Origin of the sequence: Stenotrophomonas veracruzanensis, assembly GCF_032911525.1 — a bacterium.
In the GTDB taxonomy this organism is placed as follows: domain Bacteria; phylum Pseudomonadota; class Gammaproteobacteria; order Xanthomonadales; family Xanthomonadaceae; genus Stenotrophomonas; species Stenotrophomonas africana.
Genome location: NZ_JAWJTI010000011.1, coordinates 82,302 through 99,659 on the forward strand (window position 1 = coordinate 82,302; position 17,358 = coordinate 99,659).

The 17,358-nt window shown below is 66.9% G+C and carries 9 protein-coding genes and 1 riboswitch; of the genes, 1 reads left to right on the forward strand and 8 read right to left on the reverse strand.

Annotated features, from left to right (window positions below; genetic code table 11):
• Window positions 1–76: 76 nt before the first annotated feature.
• Window positions 77–742, forward strand: coding sequence for a response regulator transcription factor (locus tag R1H25_RS10035; RefSeq protein WP_006477308.1), 666 nt, complete (start codon window positions 77–79; stop codon window positions 740–742).
• Window positions 743–903: 161 nt separating this feature from the next.
• Here the strand turns inward: R1H25_RS10035 and R1H25_RS10040 are convergent, their stop codons facing one another.
• The 8 genes from R1H25_RS10040 to glyQ form a co-directional block, all read right to left on the reverse strand.
• Window positions 904–1,359 carry a transposase gene (locus R1H25_RS10040; protein ID WP_317223500.1) on the reverse strand — a complete coding sequence of 152 codons (456 nt, stop codon included), beginning with the start codon at window positions 1,357–1,359 and terminating at the stop codon, window positions 904–906.
• A 146-nt stretch (window positions 1,360–1,505) separates the two neighbouring features.
• The gene (locus R1H25_RS10045) at window positions 1,506–2,081 is read right to left on the reverse strand and encodes a manganese efflux pump MntP family protein (protein WP_032957840.1); all 576 of its coding nucleotides are present in this window, start codon (window positions 2,079–2,081) and stop codon (window positions 1,506–1,508) included.
• 88 nt (window positions 2,082–2,169) lie between these two features.
• Window positions 2,170–2,259, reverse strand: a riboswitch (yybP-ykoY riboswitch).
• 252 nt (window positions 2,260–2,511) lie between these two features.
• Window positions 2,512–5,970 carry a PAS domain-containing hybrid sensor histidine kinase/response regulator gene (locus tag R1H25_RS10050; RefSeq protein WP_317223501.1) on the reverse strand — a complete coding sequence of 1,153 codons (3,459 nt, stop codon included), beginning with the start codon at window positions 5,968–5,970 and terminating at the stop codon, window positions 2,512–2,514.
• Between the two features lie 135 nt (window positions 5,971–6,105).
• Window positions 6,106–8,253, reverse strand: a complete 2,148-nt coding sequence (locus tag R1H25_RS10055; protein WP_317223502.1) for a S46 family peptidase — start codon at window positions 8,251–8,253, stop codon at window positions 6,106–6,108.
• Between the two features lie 189 nt (window positions 8,254–8,442).
• The gene (locus tag R1H25_RS10060; RefSeq protein ID WP_317223503.1) at window positions 8,443–12,300 is read right to left on the reverse strand and encodes a translocation/assembly module TamB domain-containing protein; all 3,858 of its coding nucleotides are present in this window, start codon (window positions 12,298–12,300) and stop codon (window positions 8,443–8,445) included.
• A complete protein-coding gene (locus tag R1H25_RS10065) occupies window positions 12,297–14,093 on the reverse strand; it encodes an autotransporter assembly complex family protein (protein ID WP_317223512.1) in 1,797 nt (598 codons plus the stop codon). Before R1H25_RS10065 ends, R1H25_RS10060 begins: the two co-directional genes overlap by 4 nt.
• 195 nt (window positions 14,094–14,288) lie before the next feature.
• Window positions 14,289–16,364 (reverse strand): glycine--tRNA ligase subunit beta, encoded by a 2,076-nt coding sequence (glyS, locus tag R1H25_RS10070; protein WP_317223504.1) that lies wholly within the window; start codon window positions 16,362–16,364, stop codon window positions 14,289–14,291.
• A gap of 71 nt (window positions 16,365–16,435) precedes the next feature.
• Window positions 16,436–17,347, reverse strand: coding sequence for a glycine--tRNA ligase subunit alpha (gene glyQ / locus R1H25_RS10075; protein ID WP_317223505.1), 912 nt, complete (start codon window positions 17,345–17,347; stop codon window positions 16,436–16,438).
• Window positions 17,348–17,358: the final 11 nt, after the last annotated feature.

Consider the following 17,358-nt stretch of genomic DNA (forward strand, 5'->3'; position numbering starts at 1 on the left):
GAGGGACCCGGCCGTGTCCGACCCGTCCTGTACCTGCCATCACGTCGCTCTTTTTCCTGATCGATAAGCTCGACCCATGACCACCCTCCTGATTGCCGATGACCACCCGCTGTTCCGCGAAGCCCTGCGTGGGGCCGTGCAGCGGGTTATCCCCGGCGTGCAGCTGTTCGAGGCCGACAGCGTGGAAGCGCTGTACGCGCTGGCCGACCAGCACAACGACGCCGACCTGGTCCTGATGGATCTCAACATGCCCGGTGCGCAGGGTTTCAACGCACTGGTGCACATGCGCTCGCTGCATCCGCACCTGCCGGTGGTGGTGGTGTCCGCGCGCGAAGAGGCGACGGTGATGCGCCGCGCGCTCGACCACGGCGCGCTGGGCTTCATTCCGAAGTCTGCGGATTCGGACACCATCGGCCATGCTCTGGGCACCATCCTCGATGGCGAGACTTGGGCACCGCCGGAAGCGCACAACGTGCCGCCCACCGGCAGCGAAGAACGCGAAGTCGGCCAGCGCCTGCGCGAGCTGACCCCGCAGCAGTTCCGCGTACTGCAGATGCTGGGCGCCGGTCGCTTGAACAAGCAGATCGCCTACGACCTCAACGTCTCCGAAGCAACGATCAAAGCCCACGTCACCGCGATCCTGCGCAAGCTGGGCGTGACCAACCGCACCCAGGCCGTGCTGATGGCCGGCAAGCTGGCGATCGACGACGACGCCATCGTGCTGCCGCCGGAAGAAGATTGAGACCTCCGCTGTAGAGCCGAGCCCATGCTCGGCTGCTGTTCGCCTGAAGCCCGCGCTACGCGCGTGAGCCGAGCGCAGGCTCGGCTCTACAGGACCCCACAGCACCTGCCTTTGTAGAGCCGAGCCTGCCCATGCTCGATTGCTCTTCGCCAGGTTCCAGATCACGCTTCAAGCGGCCATCGACTCCACACATAGGGGTATTCCCCGATGCGCGTGGCCAGCCCAGCACGCACGGGATTGGCCGCGATGTACATCGCCTGCGTGCGCAGGCACTCATCGCTGCGCAGCGCATGATCGTAGTATCCCGGCTGCCAGATCGGCGCGTTGGCATCAGCGTGCCTGCCGATGGAACGCCCGCTCCGTGATTTGAGGATCTGCATGCAGCCGGCAAGCGTGCCGGTACGGAGTTCGAACAGCCAATGTAGATGATCCGGCATCACCACCCAGGCGAGGGAGGAGGTCCGCCCCGTTCGCTCTACGGTGCGCAGCGCTTCGATCAGCAGATCGACGTTGGCCTTGTCGTCGAACCAAGGACGGCGTGCGCGTGTCACAGCCGTGATCGCGTAGACATTGCCGGTCTGCGACCAGCGACCAAGGCGGAGTGCGGGACTGGCCATGCGAAGAGGCTATGGCACGCATGACAGCCCTTCCATCAGTTCAACACCGCAAGGCTTGTCAGCCAATACCCTGAGGTAGAGCCGAGCCCATGCTCGGCTGCCGCTCGAAGCAGCCGAGCATGGGCTCGGCTCTACAGGGGCAGGTGTTACCCCACGCCGTGCAGGTGTTCGTACAGGATCGTCGCACCGATGATCACCAGGATCACGCCGCCGATGATCTCGGCACGCTTGCCGACCATGCTGCCCAGTACGCGGCCGAGCATGATGCCGACGGTGACCATGGTCAGCGTGCACAGGCCGATCACCGCAGCCATCACGCCGATATGCACGTCCATGAAGGCCAGGCCGATGCCCACCGCCATCGCGTCAATGCTGGTGGCGAAGCCGGTCAGTGCCAGCTTCCAGAAGCCGTGGTGCTGCGAGGGGTCTTCGTCGTCCTCGGCACTGTCCGGGCGCAGGCCGTTGTAGATCATGTGGATGCCCAGCGCGCCGAGCAGGCCGAAGGCGATCCAGTGGTCGAAGGCTTCGACGTACTGCAGGGCGGCCCGACCGAGCAGCCAGCCGATGATGGGCGTGATCGCCTCGATGACGCCGAAGATGATGCCGGCACGCAGTGCGTCGCGGAACACCGGCTTGCGCATGGCCGCACCCTTGCCGATTGCAGCGGCGAAGGCATCGGTGGACATGGCAAAGCCGATCAGGAGGATCGAAATGGGGGACATGGGCGGTGACTGAGGTCGGGCCAGGACGGACGCACGGCCTGCGCTCGCGCCCAACCTGACGTTGCGCGCGCGGGCCGCTGGTCTCGCCAACCATCATGGTTGTCCACGCCACGGCGCACTGGCCGAGTATGTTGACGTGGACGATTCCTGCGAAGGAATCCGGCTACTCCCCAAGGGGACGCGAAGCTTAGCACCGCGATCCGCGCGTGGCGCATTTCCAGCGAAACGCGCAGGCAGGGCTGGTTTGTATAGCGATGGCTATATCAGCACCGTGCAGCGCGCGGAAGCCGAGCATGGGCTCGGCGCTACGGAGGGCCCGCACAACTGGATTTCTGTAGAGCCGAGCCAATGCTCGGCTGCTGTTCGACCGAACCACGGAACACCATGCCTCGCGCAGGAGCCGAGCGTTGGCTCGGCTCTACACTTGCTATCAGGCATCGCTGTTGCCTGCATCCCGCAACGCGCCCAGGAAGGCGCGCAGCGAAGCCGGTTTGATCGGCTTGGTCAGCACGCGGTAGCCACGCTCACGTGCCATCCGCTTCAGCTCATCGCGGCCATCGGCAGTCAACAACGCACCCGGCAGCGGGTAACCGGCGGCTTCACGCAGCGCCACCAGCGCATCCAGGCCGTCCATGCGGTCGTGCAGGTGGTAGTCCACCAGCATCACCTGCGGCCGCTCGGCCACTTTCTCCAGCGCCTGATCCACCGTCGATGCCGTAATCACCTGCACCTGCCAGCGGCCGAGCAACGCGCGCATGCCGTCGAGGATCTCTTCGTCGTTGTCCACGCACAGCACGCGCAGGCCCGCCAACGAATCGCTCCGCACCGGCGCGGCGACGGGCTGTACCGGCGCGGCCAGTTCGGTGTAGCCCGGTAGCGGCGCCACCCGCGGCAGAATGATCGAGAACATCGACCCTTTGCCGACCCGGCTGCGCGCATTGAGGCGATGATCGAGCAGGCGCGAGATGCGCTGGCAGATCGACAGGCCCAGGCCCAGGCCCTGCTCACCCCAGTCGAACGGCTGCTGGTAGCGGTGGAACTCGTCGAAGATCTGCCGCATGTGGTGCTCGGGAATACCAGGACCGGTATCCCAGACCTGCAGCTCCACTTCGTCGCCGCGCTGGCGCACGTCCAGCACGATGCGGCCCTGGCGGGTGTAACGCAGCGCATTGGCCAGGAAGTTCTGCAGCACGCGGCGCAGCAGGCGGCGGTCACTGCGCACCCATGCCGGGCGCGCGAACAGGTCCAGGCGCAGGCCACGGCCGGCGGCGACCGGGGTGTACTGCGCGGCCAGTTCGCGCATCAGCGCGCTCACGTCGAACTCGCCGATCACTGGGTGCAGGCCACCGGCATCCAGCCGCGACACGTCCAGCAGGCCATCAAGCAGTTCTTCGGCCGCACGCAGCGACGCATCCACGCGTTCGGCCAGATGCTTCTGCTCGTCGCTCACGTGATCACTGTCGCGCAGCGCGGAAGCAAACAGCCGCGCTGCGTTCAGCGGCTGCAGCACGTCATGGCTGATCGCCGCCAGGAAACGGGTCTTCGACTGCTGCGCGACCTCAGCCTCATGCGAGCGCTCGGCCACGCGCTGTTCCAGCGTCTCGTTGGCCTCCAGCAGTGCTTTTTCCGCGTGCTTGTAATCGGTGATGTCGTTGTAGCTGGTTACGTAGCCGCCACCGGGCAGCGCCTGGCCACGCATCTCGATCACCTTGCCATCGCTGCGGGTGCGCTCGAACACATGTGGTGACCCCGCGCGCATGTAACCGATGCGGCGATTGATCTGCACCTCGATATCGCCTTCGCCCAGCTCGCCGCGTTCGGCGTTGTAGCGGATCAGGTCGGCCACCGGGCGGCCCACGTAGAGCATGCCGTCGGGGTAGCCGAACATGTCCTGGTAGCGGCGGTTCCATGCGGTCAGGCGCATGTCCGGATCAACCACGCTGACGCCGGCGCTGATGTTCTCCAGCGTGGTCGACAGGATCTCGCGGTTGAAACGCAGCTCCTGCCCGGCTTCGTCCAGCACTGCCACCACTTCGCCCAGGTCCATGCCCGAGCCACGCAACAGGCTGGTCAGCAGCAGGCGCGCCGATGCCGCGCCGATCGAGGCCGCCAACAACCGCTCGGTGAACTGTACCCAGGGGCGGTCCGCAGGCGCCGAAGATTGCAGCTCACGGCCCAGCGACTGTGCCTGCTCGAAGAACGAGCGCCGCGCGTGGCGCTCGCCGACTACGCGCGAAGCCAGCGCCAGCAGATCGCCCACGTGCACGTGACCCGGCCAACCACCCGCCACCGACGGGCGTTCGGCATACGGATCGAGGAAGGGTGCGGCGCGCAGGCGCTCGTCGACGCCGGGCCGCCAGCGCGCGGACACCAGCATCATCGTTGCCGCATTGACCAGCAGCGACCAGAACGTGCCATGGGTCAGCGGGTCCCACCCGGTCATGCCGAACAACTGCTGCGGACGCAGCCAGGTGATACCGAACGGGCCGTCCTGCACCCAGCCGGCATCCATCCAGCCGGCCATGGTCATCGCCGGCAGCAACAACGTGTACAGCCAGGTGGCAAAGCCCAGCAGCATGCCGGTCTCGACACCGCGGCGGCTGGCACCGCGCCAGTACAGGCCGCCAATCAGGCCCGGCGCGAACTGCGCCACAGCGGCAAACGCCATCAGGCCGTAAGAGGCCAGCGTGCTGTCATTGCTGCTGCTGCGGTAGTAGCTGTAGGCCATCAGCGCCAGCAGCAAGATCGCAAGACGTCGGATCCATAGCACCCGCGAGGCAACGTCGGCCGCTTCCTGGTGGTCGCCACTGCGACGCAGCAGCACCGGCATCACCAGGTCGTTGCTGACCATGGTGGCCAATGCGATCGACGAAACGATGACCATGCCGGTAGCCGCGGAGAAGCCACCCACATAGGCGATCAGCGCCAGCGCGTTGCGCCCTTCAGCCAACGGCAGCGCCAGCACCATCGAGTCATCGGCAACGCCGCTGCCCACGCCGAACAGGCTGACACCGGCCGTGGCGATCGGCAGCACCATCGCCGAAATCAGCACCAGATAGCCACCAAACATCCAGCGTGCACGGCGTACATCGCGCACATCACCGCATTCGACCACCGCCACATGGAACTGGCGCGGCAGGCAGATGATGGCGAGGAAGCTGAGCAGGGTCTGCGAGATGAAACCCACTGGCGGCAACCCGGTGAACAGCGTATGCACCGACTCCACCACGGCCTCGTTGCGGTCGCTGAGCCATACGTAGGCGAACACGCCCACCGCCACCATCGCCACCAGCTTGATCACCGACTCCAGTGCAATGGCCAGCATCATGCCGTGGTGGTGCTCGGTGGCATCGACCTGGCGGGTACCGAACAGGGTGGCGAACAACGCCATCAGCAGCGCCACGTACAGCGCCGGATCAGTGAAGAAGCCGGTCGGGCCGGTGTTGCCGGTCAACACCTGCAGGCTCATCGCCACCGCTTTGTACTGCAGGGCCAGGTACGGAATGATGCCGATCAGCGCGATGATCGCCACCAGCGCCGCCAGCCGCCGCGAGCGGCCGAAGCGCGAGGAGATGAAATCGGCGATGGAGACTACGTTCTGGCTGCGTGCGATCAGCGCCAGGCGCTCGATGATGCGCCAGCCGAACAACAGCAGCAGCAGCGGGCCGATGTAGATGGGCAGGTAGCCCACGCCGTTGCGCACGGCGGTGCCGACCGCGCCGTAGAAGGTCCACGACGAGCAGTACACGGCCAGCGCCAGGCTGTAGACCACCGGCCGCAGCCACGGCCGGTCGGGATACATCGGCCGACGGTCACCCCACCACGCCACGCCGAACAGCAGCGCGGCATAGGCAACCGAGACCAGCAGCAGGATCCAGCTGGAGACCACGCGCGCGTTTCCATCGGAAGAACCCGCAGTGTAGGCCAGGCGTGGCCAGGGGTGCGGGCGCGTTGGGGGCAACCACCCCCACCAAGGTGGGGGCCTACGCGATGCGGGCCACGGCCGTGGGTCGTGGCCGGCGTCTTACTGGGCCGGCACGCCCATTTCCTTCAGCAGCTCGGGCGCCGGGTAGACCTTGGCCAGCAGCCAGCGCAGGTAGCGCATGTCCACGTGGACGGCGCGCTTGTAGCGCGGGTCGAACCACCAGCTGGCGCTGACCGACTCCCAGTTGCTGTCGAAGTTCAGGCCGATCAGTTCGCCCTTGGCATTGAGCACCGGCGAGCCGGAGTTGCCGCCGGTGGTATCCAGGTTGGTCAGGAAGTTGACCGTCTGGGTCTTCAGGGCCGGGTCGGCGGTGCTGCCGAAGTCACCCTTGGCGATGGCGGCCAGCAACGGCTTGGGTGCATCGAACGGATAGGCGTTGGTGTTCTTCTCGACGATACCGGCCACAGTGGTCACCGGCGAGTAGGTCACGCCATCACGCGGGTGCAGCGCCTCGACCTTGCCGTAGCTGATGCGCAGGGTGCGGTTGGCATCCGGATACACCGCGCGGCCCTGCTTGGCACGCCAGGCGAACAGCGCCTGCATGTACGCCGGACGCAGGCGCAGCTGCTCGCCTTCGCGGGTCTTGCTCTCGTTCTCGATGCGCAGCTGCGCGGCCACCAGCGGGCCGGCCACGGCGATCAGCGGATCGGCGGCCAGGGCCTTGCCTTCGCGTGCGGCGGCGAAGCGCGACAGGCGCTGCGCCTCGTCACCCAGCTGGGTGCCGGCATACAGGGTATCCAGCGCCGTGGCCAGCTGCTGCGGGGTACGGCCGAAGGCCGCGTCGAACTCGGCCACGCGCTGCGCGTCCGGCAGCTGCTGGTAGCGGGTCAGCAGGGTGGTCAGCAGCGCCTTCTCGACCTCCGGCGCGTAGCGGCGCTGGACCTGCTTGAGCACGCCTTCGATCATCGCCTGATCGCGTTGCTGGAAACCGCTCTCACGCTGCGCGTCCGGCTTGGCCGATTCGATACGCAGGCGTTCCAGCAGCAATGCCGAGCGCAGAAGCTGGCTCTGCGCGGCCATCTGGTCCAGCAGCAGGTCGCGCTCGCCCACCGCCGCGCCCTGCGACAGGTTGGCCAGCAGCGCCTTGATATCGCCCTGGTACTTGCGATCGGTGGCAGCCAGCATCGCCGTTTCGTCGGCGGCACGCTGGGCCTTGGCGTCGCTGCGCAGCAAGCCTTCCAGCTCACCGGCGGCGCGCTTGCGGTTGTTCTTCAGCGACTGCAGCTGCGAGGCGTAGCGGGTGCGCGCCTGCGCGTCCTTGGCGCTGGCGGCCTCGATGGTGTCGATCATCTGCTGGAACACCGACACGCGGCGCGGCAGCACGGTATCGATCTGACCGGCGAACTCGGCCGCGGTGCGGTGGCGGTAGGTGATGCCCGGGTAACCGGCCAGCATCGCGTAGTCGCCCTCCTTCGGGCCTTCCACCGACATCTGCAGGTGTGCCGGCGCCTGGTAGGGCACGTTGTCCTTGCTGTAGGCGGCCGGCTTGCCGTCCTTGCCCACGTAGGCGCGCAGCAAAGTGAAGTCGCCGGTGTGGCGCGGCCACATGAAGTTGTCGATCTCATCGCCGTAGTTGCCGATCGCACGCGGCGGCGCGTACACCAGGCGCACGTCGCTCAGCTCCAGCTGGGCGATGCGGTAGAAGTCGGTGCCGTAGTACATGTTGGCCACCGAGCAGCGCACGCTGCCGTCCTTCTCGCACTCGGCCACGATCTGCTTGCTGGCCGCATCGACGGCATCGAAGTAGGCACGGCCGGTCTTGCCACGGGCCTGTGCCAGCACCTGGTCGGTCACCTTGTCGAAGCCGACGGTGACCAGCACGCGGAAGTCCGGGTTGGCCGGGCGCTCGTCGGTACGGTCCCTGGCGATGAAGCCGCCATTGATCAGGTCGTGCTCGGGCGAGCTGTTGTACTGGATCACGCCCATCGCCACGTGGTGGTTGGTCAGCAGCAGGCCGTCGGCAGACACGAACGAGCCGGTGCCACCACCGGCACGGACCACCGCGCTCAGCGGCGGCGCGGTGACATTGGCCAGGTCGGCCGGATTGCCCTTGAAGCCAGCGGCCTGCAGCGGCTTGGCCAGGTCCGGCAGCTGGGTCGGCATCCACATGCCTTCATCGGCGTGGGCACCGGCGGCCAGGGTCAGGCCCAGGGCCAGGGCGGTGGGAAGGGCTTTGCGTGGCGACATGAGGCAATCCGGTACGACAGAACAGCCCGGGACCATAGCCGCTGGGGACCGATGGGGCAACGGCCGATGGTTGGGGGCACGTACCTGTAGAGCCGAGCCCACGCTCGGCTGCTCTTCTGCCCGCCCCACCATCCCACGCTGCGCGCTCAAGCCGAGCATGGCTCGGCTCTACTGGGATGCCACGGCGGATTATTTCTCCCGCCGCCAGTTGATCGAACCACGGTTTTCCACCGTGCTCGACTCCACTTCCACGTCGAAGCCACGACGCAGCAGGTACTTCAGCGTAATCACCGAACCGGCACCGACCAGCGACACGCCGTAGCCGACGTACAGCTTGGGCGAGATGTACTTGCCGACACCGATCACCGAGCCGCCCAGCGCGCGCGACTGGCTTACGCCGGCATCGTCCAGGCCCAGCTTGGCACCCAGCTGCGAGGCCAGCAGCCCGCTGCCCGCCGACAACGCAGCCGACGCCGCGTTCACCTGCTGTGCCTGGTCGCTGCTGGCGCCGGTCAGGCTGCGGCCCAGCACCAGGTAGGCCAGTGCTTCGGACTGCGACATCGCCGGATCGGACCACACGTCCGCACGCGGTTGCTGCGCACGCCCGGTCACGTCGATGCCGGCGGTGACATCACCGATCCGGCGCTCGGCGCGGATGTTGACGCGCGGGTCGGACACCGCGTTGTAGTTCCAGGTGAGGTTGCCACGGGTGATGGTCAGGTCCTGCCCGTACGCCTTGTAGCGACCACTTACTTCCAGGCCACCATTGGCGGTCATTTCGCGGCCAGGCTTGGCCCAGACCTGCATCTTGCCGGTCAGCGCGCCCTTCAGGCCGAAACCGGTCATCTTCACCTTGTCACCAAGGCTGACCACCAGGTCCATATCCAGCGGCGAAGTGCGCGACTCTTCCGGATCGGCCGGGTCCAGCACCACCACGTCTTCGGACACCGAGGTGCCGCGGTCAAGCCGCTCGATGTCGATGTCCGCTTCGGGCACGTGCACGGTGCCACGCAGCTCCATCGCCGCCTTGGCCAGGGTGAAGTCCAGGTTGGGATTGGCGACGATGCGCAGCTCGCTGGTGTTGGACAGCAGCACGTTCTCGCCATGGATCTTCAGCTGCAGCGGCTGTGCATCACCGAACCACGACAGGCCACCGTCGACATAGAGCGTGCCCTGACCCGAGTTGGCCTGCGCAGTGATCTTGGCCGAACCATCGGGCTGGGCGACGAAGCTGCCCTTGCCCTGGTCAAAGGTCAGGCCCAGCGCCGGGAACTCGCCCTTGAAGTTGCTCAGCTGCGCATCACCGCCCAGCGACGGCTGGCCGCGCGTGCCGCGCAGGCTGACGTGGCCTTCGATCAGGCCGGTCGGGCGCACGATGTCCGGCGAGAACAGCTCCAGCCAGTACAGCCGTGACATGTTGAGGTAGAGCTCGCCGTTCAGCGGCGCACTCGCTTCCCAGCCGGTCTGCATCTTCGCGTCGACGAAGCCGTTGCCCTGGAAGCCCATGCCCAGATAGCCCTTGATGCTCGCCGGGGTCATGTCGAGCTTCAGCGAGAACTGGTCATAGCGCACCAGTTCGCCACGGGTGGTATCGCCCACGGTGTTGCGGTTCTCGCCCAGGCGCACGCCGCCTTCCTTCGAGCGCACTTCCACATGGCCTTCCCAGGCATTGCCGCGCGGGCGGATCTGGGCGTCCAGGCTGACATCGCCACGCAGATAGATGCGACGGCCGGACTGCGGCGGCAACCACGGCTGCACCAGCGCCAGCGGCAGCGCATCACTGCGCACCACCAGGCCCTCGCGTGGCCAGTTGGCCTGTGCACACAGCGCACCGCTGCTGGCGGCGGCCAGGCAGGCTTCGGACAGCGTGTAAGTGCTGCCGTTGATCGCGAACGCCGCCGGTGCACGCAGCGACCAGGCATCGCCCTTCACCGGTGCGATGCGCAGCGCTGCCAGCTCGCCGCGCCACTGCGCGCCCTGCTGGCGGACGCTGCCCTGCAGCTCGATCGCGCCCATCTCGTTGCGGGTCTGCGCCGCCAGGCGCAGGTTGGACACACTGCCCTGCGCATCCACGTTCAAGCGTTCCAGCAGCATGCCGGCGTTGACCTGCTGGCCCTGGATCGCCAGCGTGCCACTGTCGCCGCGCCACGGCAGGTGGCCCTTGATGCTCACGCTCTCGGCGCCGTAGCCGTCCCAGTTGAGGTTGCTGCCGACCAGGTCGGCGGTGATGTCCGGCGCATCGCGCGGTCCCTTCACCTGTACCTGGCCACGCAGGCCGCCATCGGCGCCCGGCAGCAGATCGCTCAGCTGCAGCGGCTCGAAACGCGCATCGATGTCGAGGCGATCACCGACCTTGCCCGAAGCGGTCACCCGGCTGCTGCCCAGCGACAGTTTCAGATTGCCCTCGCCCTGCGCGCCCTGCAGCGCGAACTTGCCCTGCGCGTCGAGATTGCGCTGGCGCAGCACACCCTTCAGCGACGGCAGATCGACGGTGGCTTCCAGCGTGCCGGCGGTACCCGGCGGCGCGTTTGCCGGCGGCGGCAGCTGGCGTCCCTTGGAGGCCAGGTTGCCGGACAGACGACCGTTCCAGCCCGGCACGAAATAGCCGGGGTCGAAATCTTTCAGCGTGGCCTTGGCATCCCAGTCCAGCTGCGGTGCCCAGGCCACCTGGCCTTCCACCTGCAGCTGGCCACCCGGCGTCTGCGCCTGCAGCTGGTGAATCGATGCGGCCTGATCGTTGCCGCGCACATCGAATTGCAGCTGCGCCTTCTGCGCCTCGCGCTCGACCTCGGCGCGGCCGATCGCCGCCCAGGCCTTCAGGGTACCGGCCAGACCGAAGCGTGCTTCCTTCAGGGTGACCGGCACCGGCGCGCTGCCGGCGGTGTTCGGATCAGGTGCCGGTACGTAGGTCAGATCATGGGCGACCACCGAGAAGTTGAGCTTCTGCTGGTCTTCCTGACTGAAATCGGCGGTGCCCTCCAGCCGGGCTTCGCCACCAACGCCCTTCACCAGCAGCGGCGAGACCTTCAGTACCTGGTCCTGCAGCGACACCACCGACGGTGCCAGCTCCAGTTCCTGATCGCCCTGCTTCACTTTGCCTCGCAGGTTGGCGTTGCCGCCCTTGCCGGCAGCGGTGAAGTCCAGCGCCAGCGGCGCGATCGCCGAGCTGGCCAATGCCGGCGACAACAGCGAAAGATCCAGTTCGTCACTGTGGATGCTGGCATTCCAGCTCGGATCGGTGCGGCCGTCGAACACCAGCATGGCATGCAGCGGCTTCGGCGCACGCCCGGCCACCGCCACTTCCATGTGCGACAGGTCACCGCGCGCGACCAGACCCAGAGTGGCGGCGGTACGCCCACGTGGAGCAGGCAGCACCGCGGTGACGGTCACATCGGTGTCGTAGTCCTTGGCCGGGATGTAGCGGCCCTGGGCGGTGAAGTTGCCCATGTCGCTGTCCACCACCAGCTTGTGCGCCTGGAACTCACCATTGGCGATCTCGATGCCACCACGCACGCGGCTGATGTCGATCACAGGCTCGTTGGCCTGGCTGATGCGGAAGCCATCAATGGCGATGACGTCGGCCTGGATGGCCAACGGCATCTCGATCTGCGGCAGCGAATCGGGCCACGACGGCAGCTTGAACGGCTCGTCACTCTTGGCCAGGTTCAGCGTCGCGTTGGTCAGCTCCAGCTTGTCCAGCAGCAGCTTGCGACCCAGCAGCGGGCGCAGGTCCGGCTCCAGGTGCGCGCGCTCGGCGTGGAAATGGATGTCGTCGTAGCGGAAGTCGACGTTGTACAGGGTCAGCGGGCCGGCCACCGGGCCGTCCACCTTGTCCCAGGTGAAGCTGGCGCCCACCGGCAGCCGTGCGACCACCTGTGCCAGCAGCACATCACGGCCGGCCACGGTCTGCAGCAGCCAGTAGACCGCCAGCAGGGCCAGCAGTACCAGGCCGATCACGCCGATGCCGGACCATGCCCAGAAGCGGCGGCGGCGATAGAAACGCACGCGCGGTGGCGGCGTGTTCGGGGTCGGTGCGGGCGTGCTCACAGGTCCGCTCCGATGTTCAGGTACAGCTGGAACTGCGAGTCCGGATTGTTCAGGCCGTGCGCCACGTCGATGCGCACCGGGCCCACCGGCGATTTCCAGCGCACGCCGAAGCCGACGCCGGTGTGCAGATCAATGGTGTTGTCGAAGGCGCTGCCGGTATCGACGAACACCGCCGCACCCCAGGGGCCGCCATTGAAATAATGCTCGTACTCGGCCGAGCCGATCACCAGGTTCTTGGCACCGAGCGCGTACTTGTCTGGCGCCGGGGTCCGCGGCCCCACCTCGCGGTAGGCATAGCCGCGGATGCTGCGGTCACCACCGGCGAAGTAGCGCAGGCTGGGCGGCATCGCCACCAGATCACTGGTCCAGGTGGTGCCACCTTCGCCGCGCAGGATCAGGCGGTTGCTTTCACCCACCGGGATGTACCAGCGCAGCACGGCGTTGGCCTGCACGAAGCTGGTGTCCGAGCCGGCACCTTCAACGCCGGCACGCATCGTCGCCGTACCGCTGATGCCCTTGCGCGGGAACATCTCGTCATCGACGTTGACGTAGTCGGCAACCATCTGCGGGTAGACCAGCGTCGAGGTGTTGTACACCGCACTGGTGAACTCGGTGCCGGAGGCGTAGCGCCAGCGCTCGCGCAGCGCGTTGATGGAGGCGATCGCGGTCCAGTGCTCGTTGATCTCGCCGCTGCGGCTGGCAATCAGCTTGAAGTTGCGCAGGTCGATGTAGTCGGTCTGCTCGTCATAGGCGCTGGCGGCAAAGGTGTACCAGCCATCGAGCCAGTTGAACGCAGGAATGCGGTAGCTGGTGACCAGGCTCTTGCGCTTCTGCGCGTAGTCCAGCTGCGTGTTCATCTTGTGGCCGCGGTTGTTCAGGAACCGCCGCTCGATGCCGCCACGCACACCCGGGCCGCTCTCACTGCCGTAGCTCAGACCGGCGGTGTAGATGGTGCGCTTGGCGCGGGTGAGCTTCACGTCCACCGGCACGTCGCCGTTTTCGTCGGCCTGGTCGGGGCGCGGCTGGATGTCGATCACGCTGAAGTAGTCCAGCTTGGTCAGCGACTGCCGCAGGCGATCCAGCTTTCCCTCGTGGTAGTAGCTGCCCTGGTCCCAGTACACCAGCGGATCGAACAGCTTGTCGACGAAGTAATCCTGCTCGAAGCGCACCGGGCCCATGTTGTAGCGGCGGCCACTGTCCCAGGTCAGGTCGATGTCGGCCGCATTGTCGGCGCGGGTGATCTGCACCTGGCGCTGGGTGTAGTCGGCGTCGAAGTAACCACGCTCGGCCAGGCGGCGGGTGATGGTGATCTTGCTGGCTTCGTACTGGGTATGCACGAAGCGCTGGCCCTTGCGCGGCTTGAACGCGGCCAGGTCGTCCTGCAGGTACTGGTCATACATCGCCGGGCCGGTGATATCGATGTGCTCGCGGCGCACGGTGACCGGGGTGCCCTTGTCAACGTGGATCAGCACGCGCACACGCTCGTCCTCGCGCGGCGCCTCGACCTTGATCACCGGGTTGTAGTACCCGAACGGTTCCAGTGCCTGGCGGGTCTGCCGCTCGGCCTGCGACAGCAGGTACTCCAGGCGCGATTCGCCCTGTTCCTTGCCGATCGTGTCGTACAGCGACAGCGATTCCTGGATGTTCTCGATGATTGCGGCGTCGTCGCCCTTGTCCAATCCCTTGATGTCCACCTTGTCGATGGTGCCGCGCGCGTGGGCCACGGTGGTGGCGGCCAGCGACAGGACCATCAGCGGCAGGGCGTATTTCTTTGGCTGCATGCGGCACAGCATACCGACCGAAGGTGACGATGCGAAATGCATCACGTCATTGGGGATCGGTTGTTAAGTGGCGGTCAAAATACGCGCCGTTGTGGCGATCATCGTGATCGCAGCCGAGGATGCCGGCATCGTGCGCGATGCCGGCAATGACCCCGATGGACATCGCCGGCACTACCAGTGGGTGCCAAGCTTGCTTGGCACCACATCTCAGTTCGACAGATGCTCGATCGCCGCGACCTTGCCCAGGCGCTCGCCCAGCATCGTCAGCAGCGCCAGGCGGTTGCCACGCAGCGCCGGATCTTCCGCATTGACCATCACGCCATCGAAGAAGGCATCAACCTGCGGGCGCAGGCGGGCCAGGCGTGCCAGCACCGCCACGTAGTCCTTGTGCTGCAGGCTGGCGCCGGTGTCGTCGATGGCCGCGGTGACCGCCTCAGCCAGCGCGCGCTCGGCATCTTCCTGCAGCAGTGCCGGGTCGATCTGGGCCGGAATGTCGCCCTCGGCCTTGCGCAGGATGTTGCGGATGCGCTTGTTGGCCGCTGCCAGTGCTTCGGCTTCCGGCAGCGCGGCGAAGGTGCCGATCGCATCCAGGCGGCGGTCGAAGTCGTACAGCGAGGCCGGCTTCAGCTCGGCCACGGCGTTGAAGTGCGTGGCCGGCACGCCCTTGTCAGCGTAGTAGCCCTTCAGGCGGTCGAGGATGAAGTCGTACAGTTCGCCGACATCGGCCTGCACGTTGCGCGCGGCCAGGCCGGCGTTGGCGCTGGCCAGCAGCGCGCGCAGGTCCAGTTCGAAGCCGCTTTCGATGATCGTACGGGCCAGGCCCAGCGCGTTGCGGCGCAGGGCGAACGGGTCCTTGTTGCCGGTCGGCTTCAGGCCCGCGGCGAAACCGCCGGCCAGCGTGTCCACGCGTTCAGCAATGGCCAGCACCTTGCCCAGCGGCGACAGTGCGATGTCATCGCCACCAAAGCGCGGCTGGTAGGCCTCGTCGATGGCCAGCGCCACATCGGCCGATTCACCACCGGTCACAGCGTAGTGGCGACCCGCGATGCCCTGCAGTTCCGGGAATTCGTTGACCATGCGCGACTGCAGGTCGTTCTTGGCCAGCTCGGCGGCGCGCCTGGCCTGCGCCGGATCGGCGCCGACCTGCGGCGCGATCACTTCGGCCAGGGCGGCCACGCGCGCCACCTTGTCGGCCACGCTGCCCAGCTTGGCCTGGTAGGTCACCGTCTTCAGGCCGTCGCCCATCGACACCAGGCCCTGCTTCAGGTCCTCGTCGAAGAAGAACTTGGCATCGGCGAAGCGCGGGCGGATCACGCGCTCGTAGCCCTTGGCCACTTCGGCCACGTCCTTCGATTCGATGTTGGCGATGCCGATGAACTGCTCGGTCAGCTTGCCGCTGTCATCCAGCACCGGGAAGAATTTCTGGTTGATCTCCATCGTCTCGATCAGCGCTTCCTGCGGCACCGCCAGGAACGCACGTTCGAAGCTGCACAGCACCGCCGACGGCCACTCGACCAGGTTCACCACCTGCTCCAGGTTGTCTTCGGTGATGCGGGCGCTGCCACCGGCCTTGGCCGCAGCGGCCTCGACCTCGGCGACGATGCGCGCGCGGCGCTCGCTCGGGTCGACCAGCACGAACGCGGCGCGCAGCGCTTCAACGTAGTCCTGCGGCTGCGCCAGCGACACCGCCTGGTCGTGGTGGAAGCGATGGCCACGGCTGACGCGGCCGGCCTGCAGGCCGAACAGCTCGGCTTCGACCACGTTGGCACCGTGCAGCAGCACCAGCCAGTGCGCCGGGCGCGCGAAGCCCCAGGCGTGGTCGCCCCAGCGCATCGGCTTGGGAATCGGCATCGCCGCAATCGCCTCGCGCAGGATCTCCGGCAGCAGGCTGGCGGTGGTCGCGCCCGGGGTCACCGCACGGTGCACGAAACGCTCACCCTTGTTGTCGGTGGTCTTCTCCAGCGCGGTCCAGTCGATCCCGGCCTTGGCGGCGAAGCCCTGCAGGGCCTTGGTCGGCTGGCCTTCGGCGTCCAGCGCGATGTTCAGGTACGGGCCCAGCACTTCGCTGCGCTGCTCCGGCTGTTCCAGACCGACGCCCGGCAACAGCACGGCCAGGCGGCGCGGAGTCGACAGCGGGCGTGCATCACCCAGTTCCAGCGCGACGCCGCGCTTGCGCAGGCCTTCGACGACACCGTCGAAGAACGCCTGGGCCAGGCCCGGCAGCGCCTTGACCGGCAGCTCCTCGGTGCCCAGTTCGATCAGCAGGGGGGACAATTGGCTCATCGTTTCAATCCTGTGGTGGGGGCGCAGCGCGCGACGCGTCCGGCGCCCCGGAGTAAGGGGGAGAGCGGCCGTCAGGCCTTCTTCGCGCCCGGGAAGCCCAGCTTCTCGCGCTGCTCGTAGTACGCCTTGGCCACCGACTGGGCCAGCGCGCGCACGCGCAGGATGTAGCGCTGGCGCTCGGTCACGCTGATCGCGCGGCGCGCATCGAGCAGGTTGAAGGTGTGGCTGGCCTTCATCACCTGCTCGTAGGCCGGCAGCGGCAGGTTCACTTCCACCAGCTTCTGCGCTTCACGCTCGCAGGCGTCGAAACGGTGGAACATCTCTTCCACGTCGGCGTATTCGAAGTTGTAGGTGCTCTGCTCCACCTCGTTCTGGTGGTAGACGTCACCGTAGGTCACCGGCTGGCCGTCCGGGCCATAGGTCCAGACCAGGTCGTAGACGTTGTCGCAGTTCTGCAGGTACATGCACAGGCGCTCGAGACCATAGGTGATCTCGCCCAGCACCGGGCGGCATTCCAGGCCACCGGCCTGCTGGAAGTAGGTGAACTGGGTCACCTCCATGCCGTTGAGCCAGACTTCCCAGCCCAGGCCCCAGGCGCCCAGCGTCGGCGATTCCCAGTTGTCCTCGACGAAGCGCAGGTCGTGCACCAGCGGGTCGATGCCCAGTGCCTTCAGCGAATCCAGGTACAGCTGCTGGATGTTGTCCGGCGCCGGCTTCATCGCCACCTGATACTGGTAGTAGCGCTGCAGGCGGTTCGGGTTCTCGCCGTAGCGGCCGTCGGTCGGGCGGCGCGAGGGCTGTACGTAGGCCGCATTCCAGCTTTCCGGACCGATCGCACGCAGGAAGGTGGCCGGGTGGAAGGTACCGGCGCCCACCTCCAGGTCGAGCGGCTGGATGAGCACGCAGCCCTGCTGGGCCCAGAACTGGTTCAGGGTCTGGATCAGGCCCTGGAAGGTGATCGGAACGGTCGGGGTCGCGGACATGCGTACGAGTC

Excerpts from the sequence above, each read along its gene's own strand:
- R1H25_RS10040 (WP_317223500.1), bottom strand. The coding sequence starts at position 1,359 with ATGGCCAGTCCCGCACTCCGCCTTGGTCGCTGGTCGCAGACCGGCAAT.
- R1H25_RS10065 (WP_317223512.1), bottom strand. The coding sequence starts at position 14,093 with ATGCTGTGCCGCATGCAGCCAAAGAAATACGCCCTGCCGCTGATGGTC.
- R1H25_RS10055 (WP_317223502.1), bottom strand. The coding sequence starts at position 8,253 with ATGTCGCCACGCAAAGCCCTTCCCACCGCCCTGGCCCTGGGCCTGACC.
- glyQ (WP_317223505.1), bottom strand. The coding sequence starts at position 17,347 with ATGTCCGCGACCCCGACCGTTCCGATCACCTTCCAGGGCCTGATCCAG.
- glyS (WP_317223504.1), bottom strand. The coding sequence starts at position 16,364 with ATGAGCCAATTGTCCCCCCTGCTGATCGAACTGGGCACCGAGGAGCTG.
- R1H25_RS10035 (WP_006477308.1), top strand. The coding sequence starts at position 77 with ATGACCACCCTCCTGATTGCCGATGACCACCCGCTGTTCCGCGAAGCC.
- R1H25_RS10045 (WP_032957840.1), bottom strand. The coding sequence starts at position 2,081 with ATGTCCCCCATTTCGATCCTCCTGATCGGCTTTGCCATGTCCACCGAT.